At 60.1% G+C, this 15876-nt stretch carries 8 protein-coding genes and 2 pseudogenes; 8 read left to right on the plus strand and 2 right to left on the minus strand.

Features of this window, described 5'->3' with window-relative positions:
• Positions 1-8: 8 nt before the first annotated feature.
• The 5 genes and pseudogenes from NKH99_RS26395 (at position 9) to NKH99_RS26415 (ending at position 8203) form a co-directional block, all read left to right on the plus strand.
• On the plus strand, positions 9-1208 hold the full coding sequence (locus NKH99_RS26395; protein WP_353016444.1) for a mandelate racemase/muconate lactonizing enzyme family protein: 1200 nt from the start codon (positions 9-11) through the stop codon (positions 1206-1208).
• Between the two features lie 219 nt (positions 1209-1427).
• A complete protein-coding gene (locus NKH99_RS26400; protein WP_352774853.1) occupies positions 1428-2729 on the plus strand; it encodes a glucoamylase family protein in 1302 nt (433 codons plus the stop codon).
• 482 nt (positions 2730-3211) lie between these two features.
• Positions 3212-4349 (plus strand): annotated as a pseudogene (locus NKH99_RS26405) (FAD-dependent monooxygenase); the annotation flags it as partial.
• A gap of 789 nt (positions 4350-5138) precedes the next feature.
• Positions 5139-6884: an adenylate/guanylate cyclase domain-containing protein gene (locus tag NKH99_RS26410; RefSeq protein ID WP_353016446.1), complete on the plus strand. Its 1746-nt coding sequence runs from the start codon at positions 5139-5141 to the stop codon at positions 6882-6884.
• 738 nt (positions 6885-7622) lie between these two features.
• Positions 7623-8203 (plus strand): annotated as a pseudogene (locus NKH99_RS26415) (dienelactone hydrolase family protein).
• A 663-nt stretch (positions 8204-8866) separates the two neighbouring features.
• On the opposite strand, the gene NKH99_RS26420 reads toward NKH99_RS26415, so the two are convergent.
• Positions 8867-11443, minus strand: a complete 2577-nt coding sequence (locus NKH99_RS26420; RefSeq protein WP_353016448.1) for an adenylate/guanylate cyclase domain-containing protein — start codon at positions 11441-11443, stop codon at positions 8867-8869.
• Between NKH99_RS26420 and NKH99_RS26425 the strand changes: the two genes are divergently transcribed.
• From NKH99_RS26425 to NKH99_RS26435, 3 genes are all read left to right on the plus strand, one after another.
• Positions 11418-12677 carry a YcaO-like family protein gene (locus NKH99_RS26425; RefSeq protein WP_353016450.1) on the plus strand — a complete coding sequence of 420 codons (1260 nt, stop codon included), beginning with the start codon at positions 11418-11420 and terminating at the stop codon, positions 12675-12677. The genes NKH99_RS26420 and NKH99_RS26425 overlap by 26 nt on opposite strands.
• A 366-nt stretch (positions 12678-13043) precedes the next feature.
• Positions 13044-13502 (plus strand): hypothetical protein, encoded by a 459-nt coding sequence (locus tag NKH99_RS26430; protein WP_353016453.1) that lies wholly within the window; start codon positions 13044-13046, stop codon positions 13500-13502.
• 113 nt (positions 13503-13615) lie between these two features.
• Positions 13616-15181, plus strand: coding sequence for a hypothetical protein (locus NKH99_RS26435; RefSeq protein ID WP_353016455.1), 1566 nt, complete (start codon positions 13616-13618; stop codon positions 15179-15181).
• 173 nt (positions 15182-15354) lie between these two features.
• Here the strand turns inward: NKH99_RS26435 and NKH99_RS26440 are convergent, their stop codons facing one another.
• Positions 15355-15867 carry an OmpA family protein gene (locus NKH99_RS26440; protein WP_352474289.1) on the minus strand — a complete coding sequence of 171 codons (513 nt, stop codon included), beginning with the start codon at positions 15865-15867 and terminating at the stop codon, positions 15355-15357.
• Positions 15868-15876 lie beyond the last annotated feature (9 nt).

Below are 15876 nucleotides of genomic sequence, written 5' to 3' on the forward strand. Positions count from 1 at the left end.
AACCGAAGATGAAGATCACCGATCTCCGCTGCGCCGTCATCGGCAAACATCCCATCGTCCGCATCGTTACCGACGAGGGCCTCTATGGCCTTGGCGAAGTCGAGTTCACCAAGACCTATCTCAAGCCTTGGGTGCTGCATTTCCGTGAGGCGCTGATCGGCGAGGACCCTACCGACGTCGAGCGGGTGATGCTGAAGATCCGCCAACGCGGCTCTTTCAAGCCCTATGGCGCGGCGGTAAGCGCTATCGAGCATGCGCTGTGGGACATAGCCGGCAAGGCCGCAGGCGTGCCGGCCTACAAACTGCTCGGCGGCAAGGTGCGCGACAAGGTGCGCGTCTATAACGGCTCGATCCGCCAGAAGCGAACGGGGGACCGGCCGGAGGATTACGCCGCTGACGTGAAATGGATGATGGAGCAGCCGCAGAATTTCTTCATGATCAAGCAGGGAATCTCGTTCCACTCCAACATGAAGGATACCATCGAGGGCTTTCACTACGGCGTGACGCAGAAGAAGGCCGGCTATCACGGTGCCATGGACCAGGGCGTGATCAGCGAGCGCGGTTTCAACCATATGCTCGACTGCGTGATCGCGATGAAGGAAGTGCTGGGCGACAAGGTCAGCCTGGCGCTCGACTGCGGCCCGGGCTGGATGCTGCCCGATGCAATCAAGTTCGCTCGCGCGGTCGAGAAGTACAATTTGATGTGGCTCGAGGACATGCTGACCGGCGACTATGTGCCGTGGGTCAATCCGCAGGCCTATCGGGAGTTGACCACCTCCACCTCGACGCCAATCCATACCGGCGAGCAGATCTACCTGCGGCACAATTTCAAGGAGCTGATCGAAACGCAGGCGGTGCGCGTCATCGGCCCCGATCCAGCCGATATTGGCGGCATTGCCGAGCTCAAATGGGTCGCTGAGCACGCCTGCATGCACTCGATCCTGATGGCACCGCACGGCACCGCGAACGGCCTTCTCGGCCTCGGCGCGCTGATCAATGTCTGCGCCACCCTGCCCGCCAACTACATCGCGTTCGAATACCCGAGCGCCTCCGACCCCTGGTGGGAGGACCTCGTAATTGGCCTGCCGTCGCAGATCGTGAAGGACAGCATGGTGGACCTGCTGGAAGCGCCGGGGCTGGGCCTCGATATCGACGCCGAAACAGCCAGGAAGTATCTCCGGGACGAGGATGCAGGCTTCTTCGACTGAACCATCCTTCTTGCGCCACCCTGCACTGCGCGGACTGCTTCACGCAACCTGTCATCCGGAATGACCGTTTCGGGCCGTTAGCGGAATGTCAGCTTCTGGTGTTCGAACCTAGTTATAGAGACACCTGGGGCCAGCGCGAGCATCGTCGTGACATGACCCAAAGGCGACAAGTCGACCAAAAAGGTGGGAAGCTCAGCGAAACCCTCTATATCGACAGCCATGGATGCATCGAGCGACCACCCGCCGAACGACGAGCTTCTCTCGGACATCCAGCGCCTGTCCTTCGACTATTTTCTCAAAGAGGCCAACCCGGCGAATGGCCTGATCGCCGACCGCAACACCCCGGGGTCACCGGCCAGCATCGCCGCCGTCGGGCTCGCCCTGTCGGCCTATCCCGTCGGTGTCGAGCGCGGTTTCATGACGCGCGCCGCCGCCGCTGAACGGACGCTCGCCACGCTTCGCTTCTTCTGGAACGCGCCGCAAGGGCCCGAAGCCGACGCAACGGGCCACAAGGGCTTCTACTACCATTTCCTCGACATGGAGACCGGCCGCCGCGTCTGGAAGTGTGAGCTGTCCACGGTCGATACGGCGCTTCTGCTTGCCGGTGCGCTGGCCGCCGGCGCCTATTTTGGCGAGGACGATGAATCCGAACTGGAAATCCGGCGGCTTGCCGATGCGCTCTACCGGCGCACCGACTGGCGATGGGCGCAGAACGGCGGCGCTACCGTCACCCATGGCTGGCGGCCTGGAAAAGGCTTCCTGCGCTATCGCTGGCAAGGCTACGACGAAGCGGTGATCCTTTATGTGTTGGGCCTCGGCTCGCCAACCCATCCGCTGCCGCCCGAGAGCTATGCGGCCTGGCTATCCACCTACAAGTGGAAAAAGATCTATGGCCGGGAATTGGTTTACGCCGGTCCACTCTTCATCCACCAGCTCTCGCATATTTGGATCGATTTTCGCGGCATCCGCGATGCTTCCATGCGCAACCACGACTGCGACTATTTCGAGAACAGCCGCGAGGCAACCTACCTGCAACGCGACTACGCCATTCGCAATCCGAAGGGCTTCAGCGGTTATGGCGAGAATTGCTGGGGCATTACCGCCAGCGACGGCCCAAGCCCGACAAAACGTCAAATCATGGTCGGTGGCCGCCGTTTCTTCGGCTATCTGGCACGCGGTGCGCCATTCGGCCCTGATGATGGAACGTTGTCGCCGTGGGCAGCGATTACCTCATTGCCCTTTGCGCCAGAGATCGTTCTGCCGGCACTGCGCTATTTCCATGAGATCGACCTGCAAGAGGGCAACCCTTACGGCTTCACCGCAAGCTTCAATCCGACAATAGCAGCCGCCGACGGCCGGCCATGCGGTTGGGTATCGCCGGACCACGTCGGCATCAATCAGGGGCCGATCACTCTGATGATAGAGAACTACCGCTCGGGCTTCCTGTGGCGCCTGATGCGCCGCGTGCCGGCCATCATCGCGGGACTGCACCGAGCAGGTTTTTCGGGCGGTTGGCTATAAGAAGTCGAGATGACAAAGCTCCCCGATTGGTACCAGGACTTTTGACTGCTAGCGCATGCCGCATTTGCTGCGAATGTCGGTTAGCGGCGCATTGCTTCTCGGCAGAATAGGGCCGGAAGCGGACGATTCGGTTCTGGAATGAACTAGCCAGAAAACTGCCATTCCGCTGACGACCCACTAGCCGACCTCCAAGGCCGCCATTCGCGTTCCGAAAAGCTGCCGCTCGCACCACCAAAGCCCACAGTTTGCCGCCGCCATGTTCCGTTGCGGATCGATCGCAACGATGCTATTGGGGCTACGTCGGAAAAGGCAGACTTGGTTTGGTAAGCCCAAGTCCTTTCGGGAACGAAAGCTCTGGCCTTTGGCCTCGTGCATAAGGTCCCCACGACGAACGTCGGTCGCCGCGCAGGCGCCCAATTGTTCGTCCGTGTGGGTCTGAAGCTCAGGAACGCTCCGGTCGAACATCGACCAAGGAGTATCCTGTGCACATCCCTCACACCGCTCTTCATGATGTCGTAATTGCTGGTGCTGGTCCCGTTGGCCTGTTCCTCGCCTGTGAACTGCGCCACGCGGGCTGCTCGGTGCTGGTGCTGGAGCAGGCGCAAGAACCGCACTCGCCATTGAAGGCGCTGCCGTTCGGGCTGCGCGGCTTGTCTGTACCGACGATCGAGAGTCTCGATCGCCGCGATCTGCTGGACACCATCAAGGATCGCGCGGTCGGCCGCGACCTTACGGCGGCTGCGCACTGGATGCAGCAAAGGCGCCGCCTGGGCGGCCATTTTGCCGGCATCCAATTCTTCCACGATCAGGTCAACAGCACGGAATGGCGCGGCCGATATGGCGAGCATCGAAGCCGTTCTGGCTGCGCGCGACGGCGATAGGCGCCGAGATAAAGCGCGGCTGCGGCGTCGAAGATTTCGAGCAATCGGACGAGGAGGTTACCGTCCGCGCGGGCGCTGAGACGTTTCGAGGGCGCTGGCTCGTCGGCTGCGATGGCGGGCCCAGTATGGTGCGCAAGGCGGCCAGCATAGGCTTCACCGGCACCGATCCGGAATTTACCGGCTATTCGGTGCAGGTCGAACTGGCCGATCCGGACACGCTCAAGCCCGGCCGTCACTACACCCCCATGGGCATGTATACCTATGCGCTGCCCGGCACGATCGCGATGTCGATTTCGATGGCGGCACCTTCCACCGAACCCAGCCGGTCACCCTCGATCATATCGAGGCAGTGCTGCGCAAAGTCTCCGGCACCAATGTCAGAGTCAGGGCGCTGGAGCTTGCCACCACCTGGACGGACCGCGCCTATCAGGCAATCGATTATCGCAAGCACCGCGTGTTGCTGGCGGGCGACGCCGCGCACATCCATTCGCCGTTGGGGGGCCAGGGCCTCAACCTTGGGCTTGGCGACGCGATGAACCTTGGCTGGAAGCTCGCTGCCACTATCCGCGGTGACGCGCCGCCCGGACTGCTCGACAGCTATACGCTAGAGCGGCACCCGGAGGGCGCCCGAATTCTCGACTGGTCGCGCGCGCAGGTCGCGCTCATGCGACCGAGCCCTAGTTCGCGCGTGCTCGAAACCATCATCCGCGATCTGATCGAGACACGCGATGGTGCGACAACTTCCCGAAGCGGCTTGCAAAACATGCCCAGTGCTCCTTTGCCGCGCGTTGGATAGTCCTACGCAGCACTTTGGCGAGCGCGCCGCCACCCAGTCAATCGACACACGACGGTCGGGCGAACGCGACAAAAAGTGTACTGTCACCGAAATTCCGGAGGACTAAGGTCTGCCCTCAGGTTTATGCTTTGTGATTTCGATTCAACGGCCCGCGAGCGACTAGTTTGAGCAAGCCTCAACGCTGGGCCACTCGATGTCCGCTCCTTGCCGCAATCACGCTGTTCCGACAGGCCGCGCCATGCGGCAACTTTCTATTCAACCAAGCCGTTTGACCCACGCTGGCAGCTGCCGAGTAGGCGAAGTCCGCATCGCCTCGATCGCGCCACTTTCCGACCTCAGCACCTCTAAGCGCGACGTCTGGTGTGATGCCCGATGCGCACGTTCGTAGGCATCTCGCTGTTACATGGCGGTGACAAAAGCACCGCCACGGTGGCGTCAACCGGTTACCAAGGGCAGTAAATATCTCCGGCCTTCTGGGAGTGGCGTGTCAGCGTCCCCAGAGGCTGCGTGGGCGTGTCGCCGGTTGGCTGTTAGCGCGGCGACTGGAATGCTCCACGCCTCGCAAGCGGGATAGCGAAATCTCGTGAAGGCAAGGTCGAGCTGCGTTTTCCGTTCTCTATCGGCGACGGGCGGCGACTGGGAGAGACGGATACCATGCACACGGGGAGTCAGGAAGTTGGCAGGACATGGACGCGGGGCGGCCCGCGTGCAGGCGCTTGGCCGAGCGGTGCAATGAACACGCAGCGCCACCTCGCAGCGATCATGGTTTGCGACGTGGTCGGCTATTCGCGCCTGACGGAGCGCGACGAGCGCGGCACGCTCGAGCGGCTGAAGATCTACCGCAAGAACCTGCTCGAACCGCTGGTCTCTGAGCACCGGGGTCGGATCGTCAAGCTCACCGGCGACGGCATGCTGTGTGAGTTCGCTAGCGTCGTCAACGCGGTGGCCTCGGCGATGGCGATCCAGCAGGCCCTGGCAGAACACGAGGCGCAGATGCCCGAGGAAGAGCGGATTCGCTTCCGCATCGGCGTCAATCTCGGCGACGTGGTCTGCGAGGAGGACGGCGACCTCTACGGCGACGGGGTCAACATCGCAGCCCGCCTCGACAGCATCGCCGACCCCGGCACCGTGGTCGTCTCAGGCACCGCCTACGACCACCTTCAGGGCAAGCTCGACTGCGGCTTCACGTCGCTCGGCAACCTGCGCCTCAAGAACATCGAGCGGCCTGTGCGCGCCTACCGCGTCGAGACCGACGCCGGCGCCTCGGTGGCTGCATCGCCTCCGCTGCCCGCGAAACCCTCGATCGCGGTTCTGCCTTTTACCAACATGAGCGGCGATCCCGACCAGGAATACTTCGCCGACGGGCTGGTGGAGGACATCATCACGGGATTGAGCCGGGTGAACTCCTTCTTCGTGATCGCCCGCAACTCGTCCTTCACCTACAAGGGCCGGGCGGTGGACCTGCGCCAGGTCGGGCGCGAGCTGGGCGTCCGCTACGTGCTCGAAGGCAGCATCCGCAGAGCAGGATCGCGGGTGCGCATCAGTGGGCAGTTGGTGGACGCGATCAGCGGACACCATGTCTGGGCCGACCGCTTCGAGGGCGACGTGAGCGACATCTTCGACCTGCAGGACAAGGTGACCGAGAGCGTCGTCGGCGCTGTCGAACCGAGCATCCGGCTGCAGGAGATCAAGCAGGCGCGCATGAAGCCGACCGACTACATCGGTGCCTACGACCTCTACCTTCGTGCGCTGCCGCGCTTCTACAGCATGACGCGCGAAGGCTTCGCCGACGTGCGCCGGCTCACCAACGAGGCGCTCAGCATCGACCCAGACTTCACCCTGGCGAAGGCACTCGGTGCCTATATCCGCAGCCTGTCGGTGAGTCAGTGCTGGCACGAGCCCGACGATATCCGCGTCGCCGTGCGCATGGCCCGCGAGGTGCTGGCGGACGCGCGAGACGACCCGACAAGCTTGCGTTTCGCCGCGCAGGTGATCGCCTACAGCGCCAAGGATTACGAGACGGCGCTGGACACGATCGAACGGTCCCTGCTCCTCAACCCCAATTCGGCGCAGGGCCATACGGGCAGCGGCTGGGTGAACGCCCATTCCGGCCACGCCCTCGTCGCGATCGAGCACTTCCACAGGGCGATGCGGCTGAGTCCGGTCGACCCCGAAAAGGGCATCGCGCTCTCCGGCATCGGGATGACCTACCTGATGCTAGAACGCTACGAGGAAGCGCTGGCTTGGGGAGAACGAGCGCTGCGCGAGATGCCGAATTACGGCTCCTCGCACCGGGTGGTGATCATGGCGCTGGTCAAACTCAACCGGCCGGACGAAGCGCAGGCGGCGGCGCGGCGGCTGATGGAGGCGTTCCCGACCTACACGCTCGGCCTGCAGAGGCAGATCAACCCGTGGCGGGACAAGGTGTTCGCCGAGCACTACGTCGAAGCGTTGGGTATTGCCGGCGTGCCGGAGTGATCGTCGCGGCTGCAAAGATGCCCTCTCCTGCGCGTCACGTCCGGCCAGGCGACGCGCCCCTTGATCCCGCGTCGCTTCTGGAAGGATAGTTCTCTGGCCGGCTTGTCCGAGGACCGAGCCCGTAGAGCAGCTGTGAACAGCCGGCGAGCTCTCTGTTGGGTTCGCGTCGAACTTCCGGTTTCCACCGATACCGATATTGTTCAAAAAAGTCCGCGTCGCGGTCGCCCGTGGCACTTTCGTAGGATGGCGTTTCGTAGAGACCCCAAAATTGAATCCTGATTCCATGCAATGCGCCAGGGTGGAACTGGATTCTAAGATCGGTGGCGATTTGCGGTGCGCCGGACTTTTTCACAGTATCCACCCCAGCCAGTCCTTCGCCGTCGAATTCGGTCGTTCGGCAGCTTAGGGTTCTTGAACGAATGGACGCGCTCAAAGCGACTTTCATGGCGCTCATTCAAGCTGCCTTTCGCGCATCGGCCGGAATCAACCTTGTTGGAAATTCGAACCAAGACACTACCGCCGCGGTGCGTCCGTCTGGCGGACGCGGGTAACGCCGAAGCATTTTCGTCGCCGCCTATCTGTTGGTGTAGATCGGCCCCCGCGTCGTCACGCCGGGAAAAGACGATGCGCCGAGGCTTATCATCATTTGGAAGTTCTTCGATGCACAGCGAATCGCTTGCAGTTCTGCGAAGCGATTCGCAATTGTCGCCGCAATCCACGTCCCACCTGGAGGCTCCCATGGCCGAGGTCCTGCTGTTCCACCACGCACAAGGGTTGACTCCCGGCGTGCGCGCGTTCGCTGACGACCTGCGGCAGCCGGGCACACCGTGCATACGCCGGACCTGTTCGACGGACGCACATTCCAGAGTATTGACGAGGGTCTCGCCTACATCGGTGAGATCGGGTTCGACGACATGCGGGAGCGCGGCGTCCGCGTCGCCGGCGAACTGACCCCCGAGCTCGTTTACGCCGGATTCTCGTTCGGCGTACTACCGGCGCAGAAGCTCACACCGACACGACCCGGTGCCTGCGGAGCCCTGCTCGTCCACTCCTGTCTGCCGATTAGCGGCGAGTGGGCCTTCGGATCCTGGCCGGACGACGTCCCGGTCCAGATCCACGGTATGGATAACGACCCGATCTTCATCGGCGAGGGCGACATCGACGCCGCTCGCGAGATCGTGGAGAAGGTCGAGGACGCGGAGCTGTTCCTCTATCCCGGCGACCAGCACCACTTCGCCGACAGCTCGCTCCCGTCGTACGACGCGGCTGCCAGCGCACTGCTCACGCGGCGGGTGCTCGAGTTCCTGGACCGTGTCTAACCATGTCGGCGAGGGCCTTATTGAGTGCGGTCGTCCTGTCCATCGGGAGGAGCAAGGAGCGCCACAAGCAGTCATCAAAGGGCTGTATTTCAAAATGACCGAATCGGGGCCCGAGAACAGACCGTCGACTATTAGTTCGGCGGTAGGCAATTGCTGCCGTCCGCCCCGCTGAGACTAAGCGGAGATTTTACTGTGGGGGTTCTTCACAGGTGAAAGCAATACGGCCTCAACGCTTCTGCGCCGCGTGCTGACTGGACGGTGGGGGCAGAGTGCGGCCTTCAACTGCCCCGCGGTGCGGTGCCCATTCAAACTGCGGTGGCCCCCGACTGCTTCTCTTCACCGGCTAGGGACAGCATACTCCAGCCAAGGTTAGGGTGCCGGCCTGCAAAGCCGCGCGTTAGGCCCGGTGCCGTTGGGCCGAAAGCCGCTCCGGGGAGCGCAGGGGGAGCGCCGGCCAAATTTCGGCACTAGTGTGATCGCACGATGACCGCTTAGACCCTGAAGCGCAGAAAGTCTGTGCGCTCTTATTGAGAGCTCAGAGCATCGGGCTCGCATTCCGGCAATGACCTCCCCTCCCCGGTCAAAAAACGCTGGCACCGGTTTCTTCAGGGTCCCCTCTCGCGGCAACCGCGAGGCGATGCGGGCCAGTCCGCCCGCTTCCTCCTATCCATTGTGCGTGTGCAGATCTACCTGGCATAGCCGTGCCAGATCACGCCGATCCTTGTCCCGCTTGATTGGGAAGGCGCATAGAAACCAGTCCAAGATGTCCTTCAGAGCCGGTGCTCCAGGTCCTGCCCAGGCTGCAGCAATGGAAGCGCGCAATTGCATCAGCGCCGCACGAGCTTCATCCGTTCTGCCTAACTTGCGCAGGGCGGCAGTTTTCCAACCGGCGGTGTCGACGATTGCGTTCTTGGATCGATCGGCCGCCTCGACTGCGCCTTCGAAATCTCCAGCAAAATAGCGGATTACCGCGATGTGTGACCACTGGTAGTCCAAAAACATGGATGTTAAATCCATTGCGCGCTCTAGCAGAAGCGACGCAGATTCCACGCGGCCCATGAACGCCATTCCCAAGGCAGCCGACACCAGTGTCTTCGGACTATTGGGGTTGAGTTCGGCGGCCAGTTCGTAGTGCACTTCCGACTGTTCGAAGTGTCGGGTCATCGCTGTCGACCAGGCGACGACCAGATGATTGCGTGCATCCAAGGGATCGAGGGTCACAGCGCGTTGGGCCAGCTCAGCAGCCCTTTCCGTTATGGAAGGGTCGGCAGCAATTCCCGGTCGGATGAATTGTCGCGCATTGTGGATGCTGGCCAAGCTGGCGTAGGCAGGAGCGAAGTTCGGGTCAGCAACGATAGCGCCTTCGAACAGCCGTTGGGCCTCGTCGTCTGCATCTGGCGTCCAGCGCGTCAGCAAGTCCTCGCCGCGCAACCAAGCATCATAGATATTGAGATTTTGCGGGACGCCCCTGACCTGGCGCGACAGCCTGTCATGCGAAAGGTAGACTTCCAAAGTGGAAGCAATCTTTCCGACTAACTGCTTCTGCAAAGCGAGCCAGTTTCCAAACGCAAATCTAAACGAATCGCTCCAAATGATCTGGTTTGTACTGGAGTCGCTTACGGAGACGATTAACTGCATGTCGTCTTGGCTGTCTACGCACTGGGCCGTCAGCAGATAGTCCGTGTCGGGGCTTTCGATTGCAGGATCTTTCAACTCGATGACTGTGAACTCCCGAAATTTGGATAAATTGGCGATCAATTCGGACCGGAATCCCCAGACCAAAAGAGAGATTTTCTTTGTTCGAGCCTCAAATCTCTCAACCGCGAGTGTTGGCGCGGGCCCGCTCGGCCGAGGTGGTTTCTTTCTGTTCAACAATAGCGGTTCCGGACCCTTAAGTGCCTCGGCCAAAGCCGTCGTTTCCATGCTAGGCAGCAACTGATATCGTTCGCGCAGAAGGTCGCGCAGATTTTCGTAGACGCGCATTGCGGCGGCGACATTCTGCAGTTCCGCATGGTGGCGGATGAGACATCGCGCAGCGCGCTCATGGCTGGGCTCGAGTACTAAGAGGGCATTTGCTGCCCTGCGCATTGCAGGTTCGGATATCTCGAAGCGTTCCAGCATGGCCTCCAAGGCCTCCAGTGCGTGATCACGCCAGTTGTGCCTCGTGACGCTCAGCCACGCGCTGAATAGGTCGCTGGTGTCTTCCAAGCCAAATAGGATCGCCTCGGACCAATCCGATCGTCTGAGCAGCAAGTCGTCAATCTTGCCCTCTCCAAGATCCTTCAACATGCGAACGACATCGACGCTTATGCGCGAGGGGCTCAACCCAATAATATTTCCGCGCCTGAGAATTCCTGCCGCCGAGTCGCCCGCAATTGATCGCTCGGCGATCTGCAGGCAGTTCACCATTGCACGCCGGGCGGCTATCTGGCTTCGTTCTGGCCAAATCAAGGCAGCCACCCGGTCATGCACCTCCTGATAATTCCTGGACAGTGCGAGATATCCGATCAGCGCCTGCGCTTTCGGGGAACGCAATGCGATTGCTTCGCCATCTTCCCTGTAAAGGCCAAGCCCATCGATGACCGAAATCAGTCGCTGGTCGCCGTTGTCCGGGCCATCGGCAAGGTTAGAGGCAACCACGCTGTAGAGCGTCAGTGGCTCAGGCATGTTCTTCAAAGCGGGCCGCCCGGCGAACTGAAAACGCCACCGCCCGGTGTTGCGGGCCGCCCAATAGACGTCCTGGGTCACACACACACCGCCTGGCTCGGCCATAGCTTGCACCCGGGCAGCAACGTTTATCGCATGGCCGAACACGTCGCCGTCGCGACGATGAAACTCTCCGATATGCAATCCGATCCGGAACCGACTGTAAAACGCTCTCTTGTCCAGGAGATCAGCCAGAGTACCCTGCATAAAGATCGCGTAGTCGATGGCGCTCGATACCCCGTCAAACAAGATCAAGACCCCGTCGCCGGTCGTCTTAATGAACTCTGCGCCGAATTCCTCGCAATGGGTTTGGAAGAGTTGGAAACAGAGCGAAACGAGATCCAGAGTTCCAACTTCATCGGCAGCGGTCAGCCGGCTATATTGAGCCAGGTCCGCAAACAGAATTGTTCTAAGGGTCGCTCGCTCCGATCTCGTTTGCATGGCCGCCGCTGCTTGCCCTGTCGAATGTGCTATTCTGCTCCCCAACGCGAGCCTAGTCGACGGCACAATGACACTCATGGCAAATGCTTTCATGGATGGTTGCGAACACGCCAGGGTCGGCGAACTGTTCAACGTGATTAACTTACCTGTGACAGACGTTCCGGTTCGCTTTGCGATCGCGATTCCTAATAATGCCTTGTTGCAATTGCCAATGATTCCGCGCGCAGCAATGCCACAAACAGGGAGACTGGCCAGCGGTCGAGGGTTGAGCATCGACGACTGCCGAGCGAGTTGTCTTGGCGAGGCAGCAGAACTCTTCAGTTGCTGCTCGTGGGGTGACGAGCCGGCGATCACCGCTACGGTCGACGAGATCGGACCGGCGGCAATCACACCTGAAAGCCTGAACGGCTTCAGTGCAGATCAGATCATAGCCCGCGTTGCGTGGAATAGAGAAAACACTGGCTTCGACTGGCGACCGCCGATCAGGCATCAATCTGCGGTGCTGGATTGGCTTAGGGTTGAGGATGCATTTGGCGGCGATGAGGCGTTCATACCGGCAGACTTCGCCTTCATAGGACGTCGAGAGGCTGGCGATGAGGAGGCGATAGCCGTCGGCGATAGCAGTGGTTGCGCAGCAGGGATCACCGCAGAAGCTGCGAAGCTTGCGGCTGTCTTGGAACTAATCGAGAGGGATGCGACCGGTAGGTGGTGGTATGGCAGAAGGGAGCGCCAAACCATTGATTTGTCCTGTCTCTTGGGCATCGAAACGCTTGTCGACTGGCTGTTGGATCGCGGACGTCGAACTTGGCTCTTCGATATTACCTCAGATATCGATATCCCAGTCGTGGCTGCCGCTTCAGCAGAACCGGACGGCAAGGATGTCTCGCTAGGCTTTTCTGCTGGCCAAAGCCTCCAATCAGCAGCCACAGCCGCCTTGACGGAAATGCTTCAGATGGAGATTTCGCTCGGCGCTGCGCGTGCGCTTGGTAACAACGTTGGCGGTTGGGAGCGATGGCGAGAGAAAGTCTCAATGATGACCCGGCCTCTGAAAATGGCCTCGATCCAACAGGTCGCGTCAAATCGATCTCCTCCTGCGGGTGAGCGAGACCTGTCAGACGTACTTAACGCCTTGGCGCACAGAGGAATCGATTTGTGGTTTGCCGAAATGACACGAGCGGAATTCGGCATTCCCGTGTTTCGCGCTTTATCGACCCGGCTTTGTCACTGCAAACCACGGTTCGCAAGAGCCCGTCTCCTTGCTCCCGATGGCCGCGATTTAAGCTACGACGCCGGTTCGCCAGCGGACCAGCCGCTGCTTTTGATTTAGTGTTTTTGGCGGCATGAGCTGATCGTCGCATTCCCACAGATCTTTCATCAACACGCGTGTTGGCGAGAGCGCGCCGCCCATGGTGGCGATGCTAGTCTAAGTTCCAGGGGCATCCCGCCCAAGTCGCCCCGCGAAGAGCGGTTCCTGACTGAACAGGTGGACCGATTTGACATAGAAGTTTCTGGGGGGTCTGGGCCGTGAGCGGTCGGTCCGCTATCAGAACGCGTTTAGCGGCTAGCTGCCCATCGAGGTATCAGTTTTTTAAGTCCTCGTGGTCCAGCCCAAGGGGTTCACTCAACATCGTCTCACTTGCGAGATCCGTTGATCTGTCGCATAGAATGGGAGGCTAGGCTAGGAGGCACGTTTATGGCACGGCTATACATCAAGGACAACGATGATCGAGCGCGCCCGAGCAAAGATGGATATTGCAATTTCACCCTGAACGCGATCTTAAACAATGGCAACTTTAAGAGGTTCGTCGGCGCTCAAGACGACGAGCGGGCTGATCTGGTGCAGCAACATGCGGGCACAGATCCGAAGGGTCGAAAATGCGATGTTACTCACCTATTGATTGATGGAAGCGAGGAATCTATTAACGATGGAAATTGTCTGGTTGAAATAAAAGAAGACTTGCAGAAGAAGAGTTCAAAGTCGAAGCACAACATTTCATTGCCTAAGCAATGGACAAGCGGGAATGAGGTGCCAGACATCGCCTATCTGGATAAATACGTCACTGCGATTGTTGAGATCGTGAAGGACGAGAAAGACCCAGTCAAGGCAAGAAACTTCCTTTTCGGGCTGATGCTTCTCACACGTTGCAGATAGCACGTGCGCCCGCGCTGGAAGCGGCACACTGGTGCAACTTCCGCCGTTGCGGAGCCTTTGACCTGGTCATCGAAGGTGGGGCGATGAGAAGGCGGAGCAGTATTGCCGGCGCATTGGCCGCGCTTTTGTTCGGTAGTGTCTCTTCTGAAACGGTTGCTCGCGCAAGACAATGCCCTGCGAGCCTCGATCAAGTTGTTGCCAAACAATCCTTGATCGTGACATTGGGAGATTGGCCAACCTTCTTCTCGAAGGCCGATTTTAGTTTCGCGCGCACCATCGATGCCATTCTAGCGAGCCTCAAAGTTGACCCAGATGCCAATCGCATCGGCCTCGTGCAAACTCTCCTCGACACCTACGACGTTGACCGGCAGAAGAATCCCGATCCCCACAGTATGCTGCCCATGGCGATCGAGAAGCAGCGGGATAACAATATCCCGAGTGCTGACATGCTCTTGGATGCCAATTCCGGGCTACAACCCGTTGCTCTGCTCAATCGCCTCGACCGCGCCCCGCGCGACGGGGCGAACTGCGGCGAATACCGGATCGTATACGCGATGAAGTACCCGTTGCAGACAGGGGAGTCGGGGCGCTTCTTCCTCAACTTTGAGGCAGTGCTACCCAATCCTGAACGCGAGCGCGGGATCGCCGGCTGTATGCCGGTTGCCGAATTCTGGAGCGGTCTGTCTGGAAAAGCCGAGCAGCAAATGGCGGCGGATCTTGAAACATTTTACTACAAAGGCTTAGGTTCAGGCTTTGTCGCAGCGGTGCTGGCCAAGAACTACGGCATACCGGACGGGCAAGTTCGCGGCAATGCTACGCTTAACGGCCCAGAGCACTGGCAATTGCGTGAATGGAAGATTGTGCCTCCTTCCAACACCTCTGACACGGCCTTCCGAATCGAGACCGTGAAGAAAAATGCCTTGGCAGAATTTTACCGCGACGACAGTAAAGGCGCGATAGACGGAAAAGCGCAGGAGCAGCAACGCATAGCCTATCAGCAGGCCTTTGTTGATCAGTACCTCCCTCAACTTTTCAATCCCGAGCTTACATTATCGCCTGTGCCAGGCGACGATCCAGCGATAGCGGCCTACATGCTTAGTCTGTTGAACGAGTTCGGTGCCGACATCGATAACCGGTTCAACGAATTCCAGAACATATCTTCGAACTCTGAGGACGATCCTGAGCTGGAAGCCTCAGGGCTCAAGCCGAGAATTGTTGCAGCACTTTCCCAGTTGGACCTCTTGTCGAAAGGCGTCTCATCAAACGAGGCCCTGGCAAGGGCGGGAGCGATTACATGCGGGGGTTGCCACGAGTTCTCGAATGGCAAGACGGTGGGGCACGTCGCCGGTAGGGAGATTAAGTGGCCCAACAGCCTCGGTTTCGTTCATATCGACGAAAATGGTAACACCTCTCCGGCGCTCCGGGAATGGAACCTGCCATGGAGGCGGCAAAAGCTATATGAAATGCTTTGCACTGAGCCAAAGTTGCCGGAGCCCGGACTCGAGGAGGAGCTTGTCTTGCGGAATGAGTTGGCAGAGTTGCTCACCGCGCTGATCGAGAGGAAAACGTCGTTAGACGGCCAAAAAACGGACAACCGATTCCGTTCGTTGGTCGATAGGTTGACGAGTATTGATCTCGAAAAGGAGGGTTACTTCGTCCGTTACCGCCGCACGCACTAGCAGTGACGATGGCCCGGCGGCGACAATCGAACTGGGAATTTGTTCAGCTGCGTTGATCTCAAGACCCCAATCCTGGTGTTCTCGGGTCGCCCTTTAGGCCACGATACTCCTGGCGCCACCGGCAATATGCAACCTCCGTCACTGCTTCGGGTCACAAGCAGAACAGCAGCCCCCTACGGCTCGTCCCTCACATCGCGCAAATTAGACACAACGCGGCGGTTCTGCGACCTGCAGGCGGTGTCGGGGCACTCGCGGACGAGCCTGTCCTTGCCGTAGCCCTTGGCCCACATGCGGTTGCGGTCTATGCCGCCGGCGGCGAGGTAGTCCATCACCGCATCGGCGCGCTGCTGCGACAGCGCCGTTTCCTTCGCGCCGGGATCGTCGGCGAAACCCTGCAGCTTGAGCAGCCAGCGCGGATGCTTTGCCAACCAAGCGATCTGGGTGTCGAGGGTGGCCTTGGCGACCGAATCGAGCGCGGCCGAACCTTGCGTGAAATAGGTGCGGCGGCCGACATTGAGGATAAAATCCTCCTCGCTGCCCGGCTGCACGTTCTGGAAGCCGGCAACCTCGGTGTTGGTGACGTCGGGTGTGGGAGGGGCCAGCGTGTTGCTGGTCGAGCAGGATGCGGCCAGCAGTAGCAGGCCGGCGGCGAGCAGCCGGCGCGTGTTTTCAATGATGCGGTTCATGAGGCGCCA

This window comes from Mesorhizobium sp. M0854 (assembly GCF_040319815.1).
GTDB lineage: Bacteria > Pseudomonadota > Alphaproteobacteria > Rhizobiales > Rhizobiaceae > Mesorhizobium.

What these genes read in the sequence shown, in the direction of transcription:
- NKH99_RS26420 (WP_353016448.1), bottom strand. Translation starts at nt 11,443, where the DNA reads ATGAAAGCATTTGCCATGAGTGTCATTGTGCCGTCGACTAGGCTCGCG.
- NKH99_RS26410 (WP_353016446.1), top strand. Translation starts at nt 5,139, where the DNA reads ATGAACACGCAGCGCCACCTCGCAGCGATCATGGTTTGCGACGTGGTC.
- NKH99_RS26395 (WP_353016444.1), top strand. Translation starts at nt 9, where the DNA reads ATGAAGATCACCGATCTCCGCTGCGCCGTCATCGGCAAACATCCCATC.
- NKH99_RS26400 (WP_352774853.1), top strand. Translation starts at nt 1,428, where the DNA reads ATGGATGCATCGAGCGACCACCCGCCGAACGACGAGCTTCTCTCGGAC.
- NKH99_RS26425 (WP_353016450.1), top strand. Translation starts at nt 11,418, where the DNA reads ATGACACTCATGGCAAATGCTTTCATGGATGGTTGCGAACACGCCAGG.
- NKH99_RS26440 (WP_352474289.1), bottom strand. Translation starts at nt 15,867, where the DNA reads ATGAACCGCATCATTGAAAACACGCGCCGGCTGCTCGCCGCCGGCCTG.
- NKH99_RS26430 (WP_353016453.1), top strand. Translation starts at nt 13,044, where the DNA reads ATGGCACGGCTATACATCAAGGACAACGATGATCGAGCGCGCCCGAGC.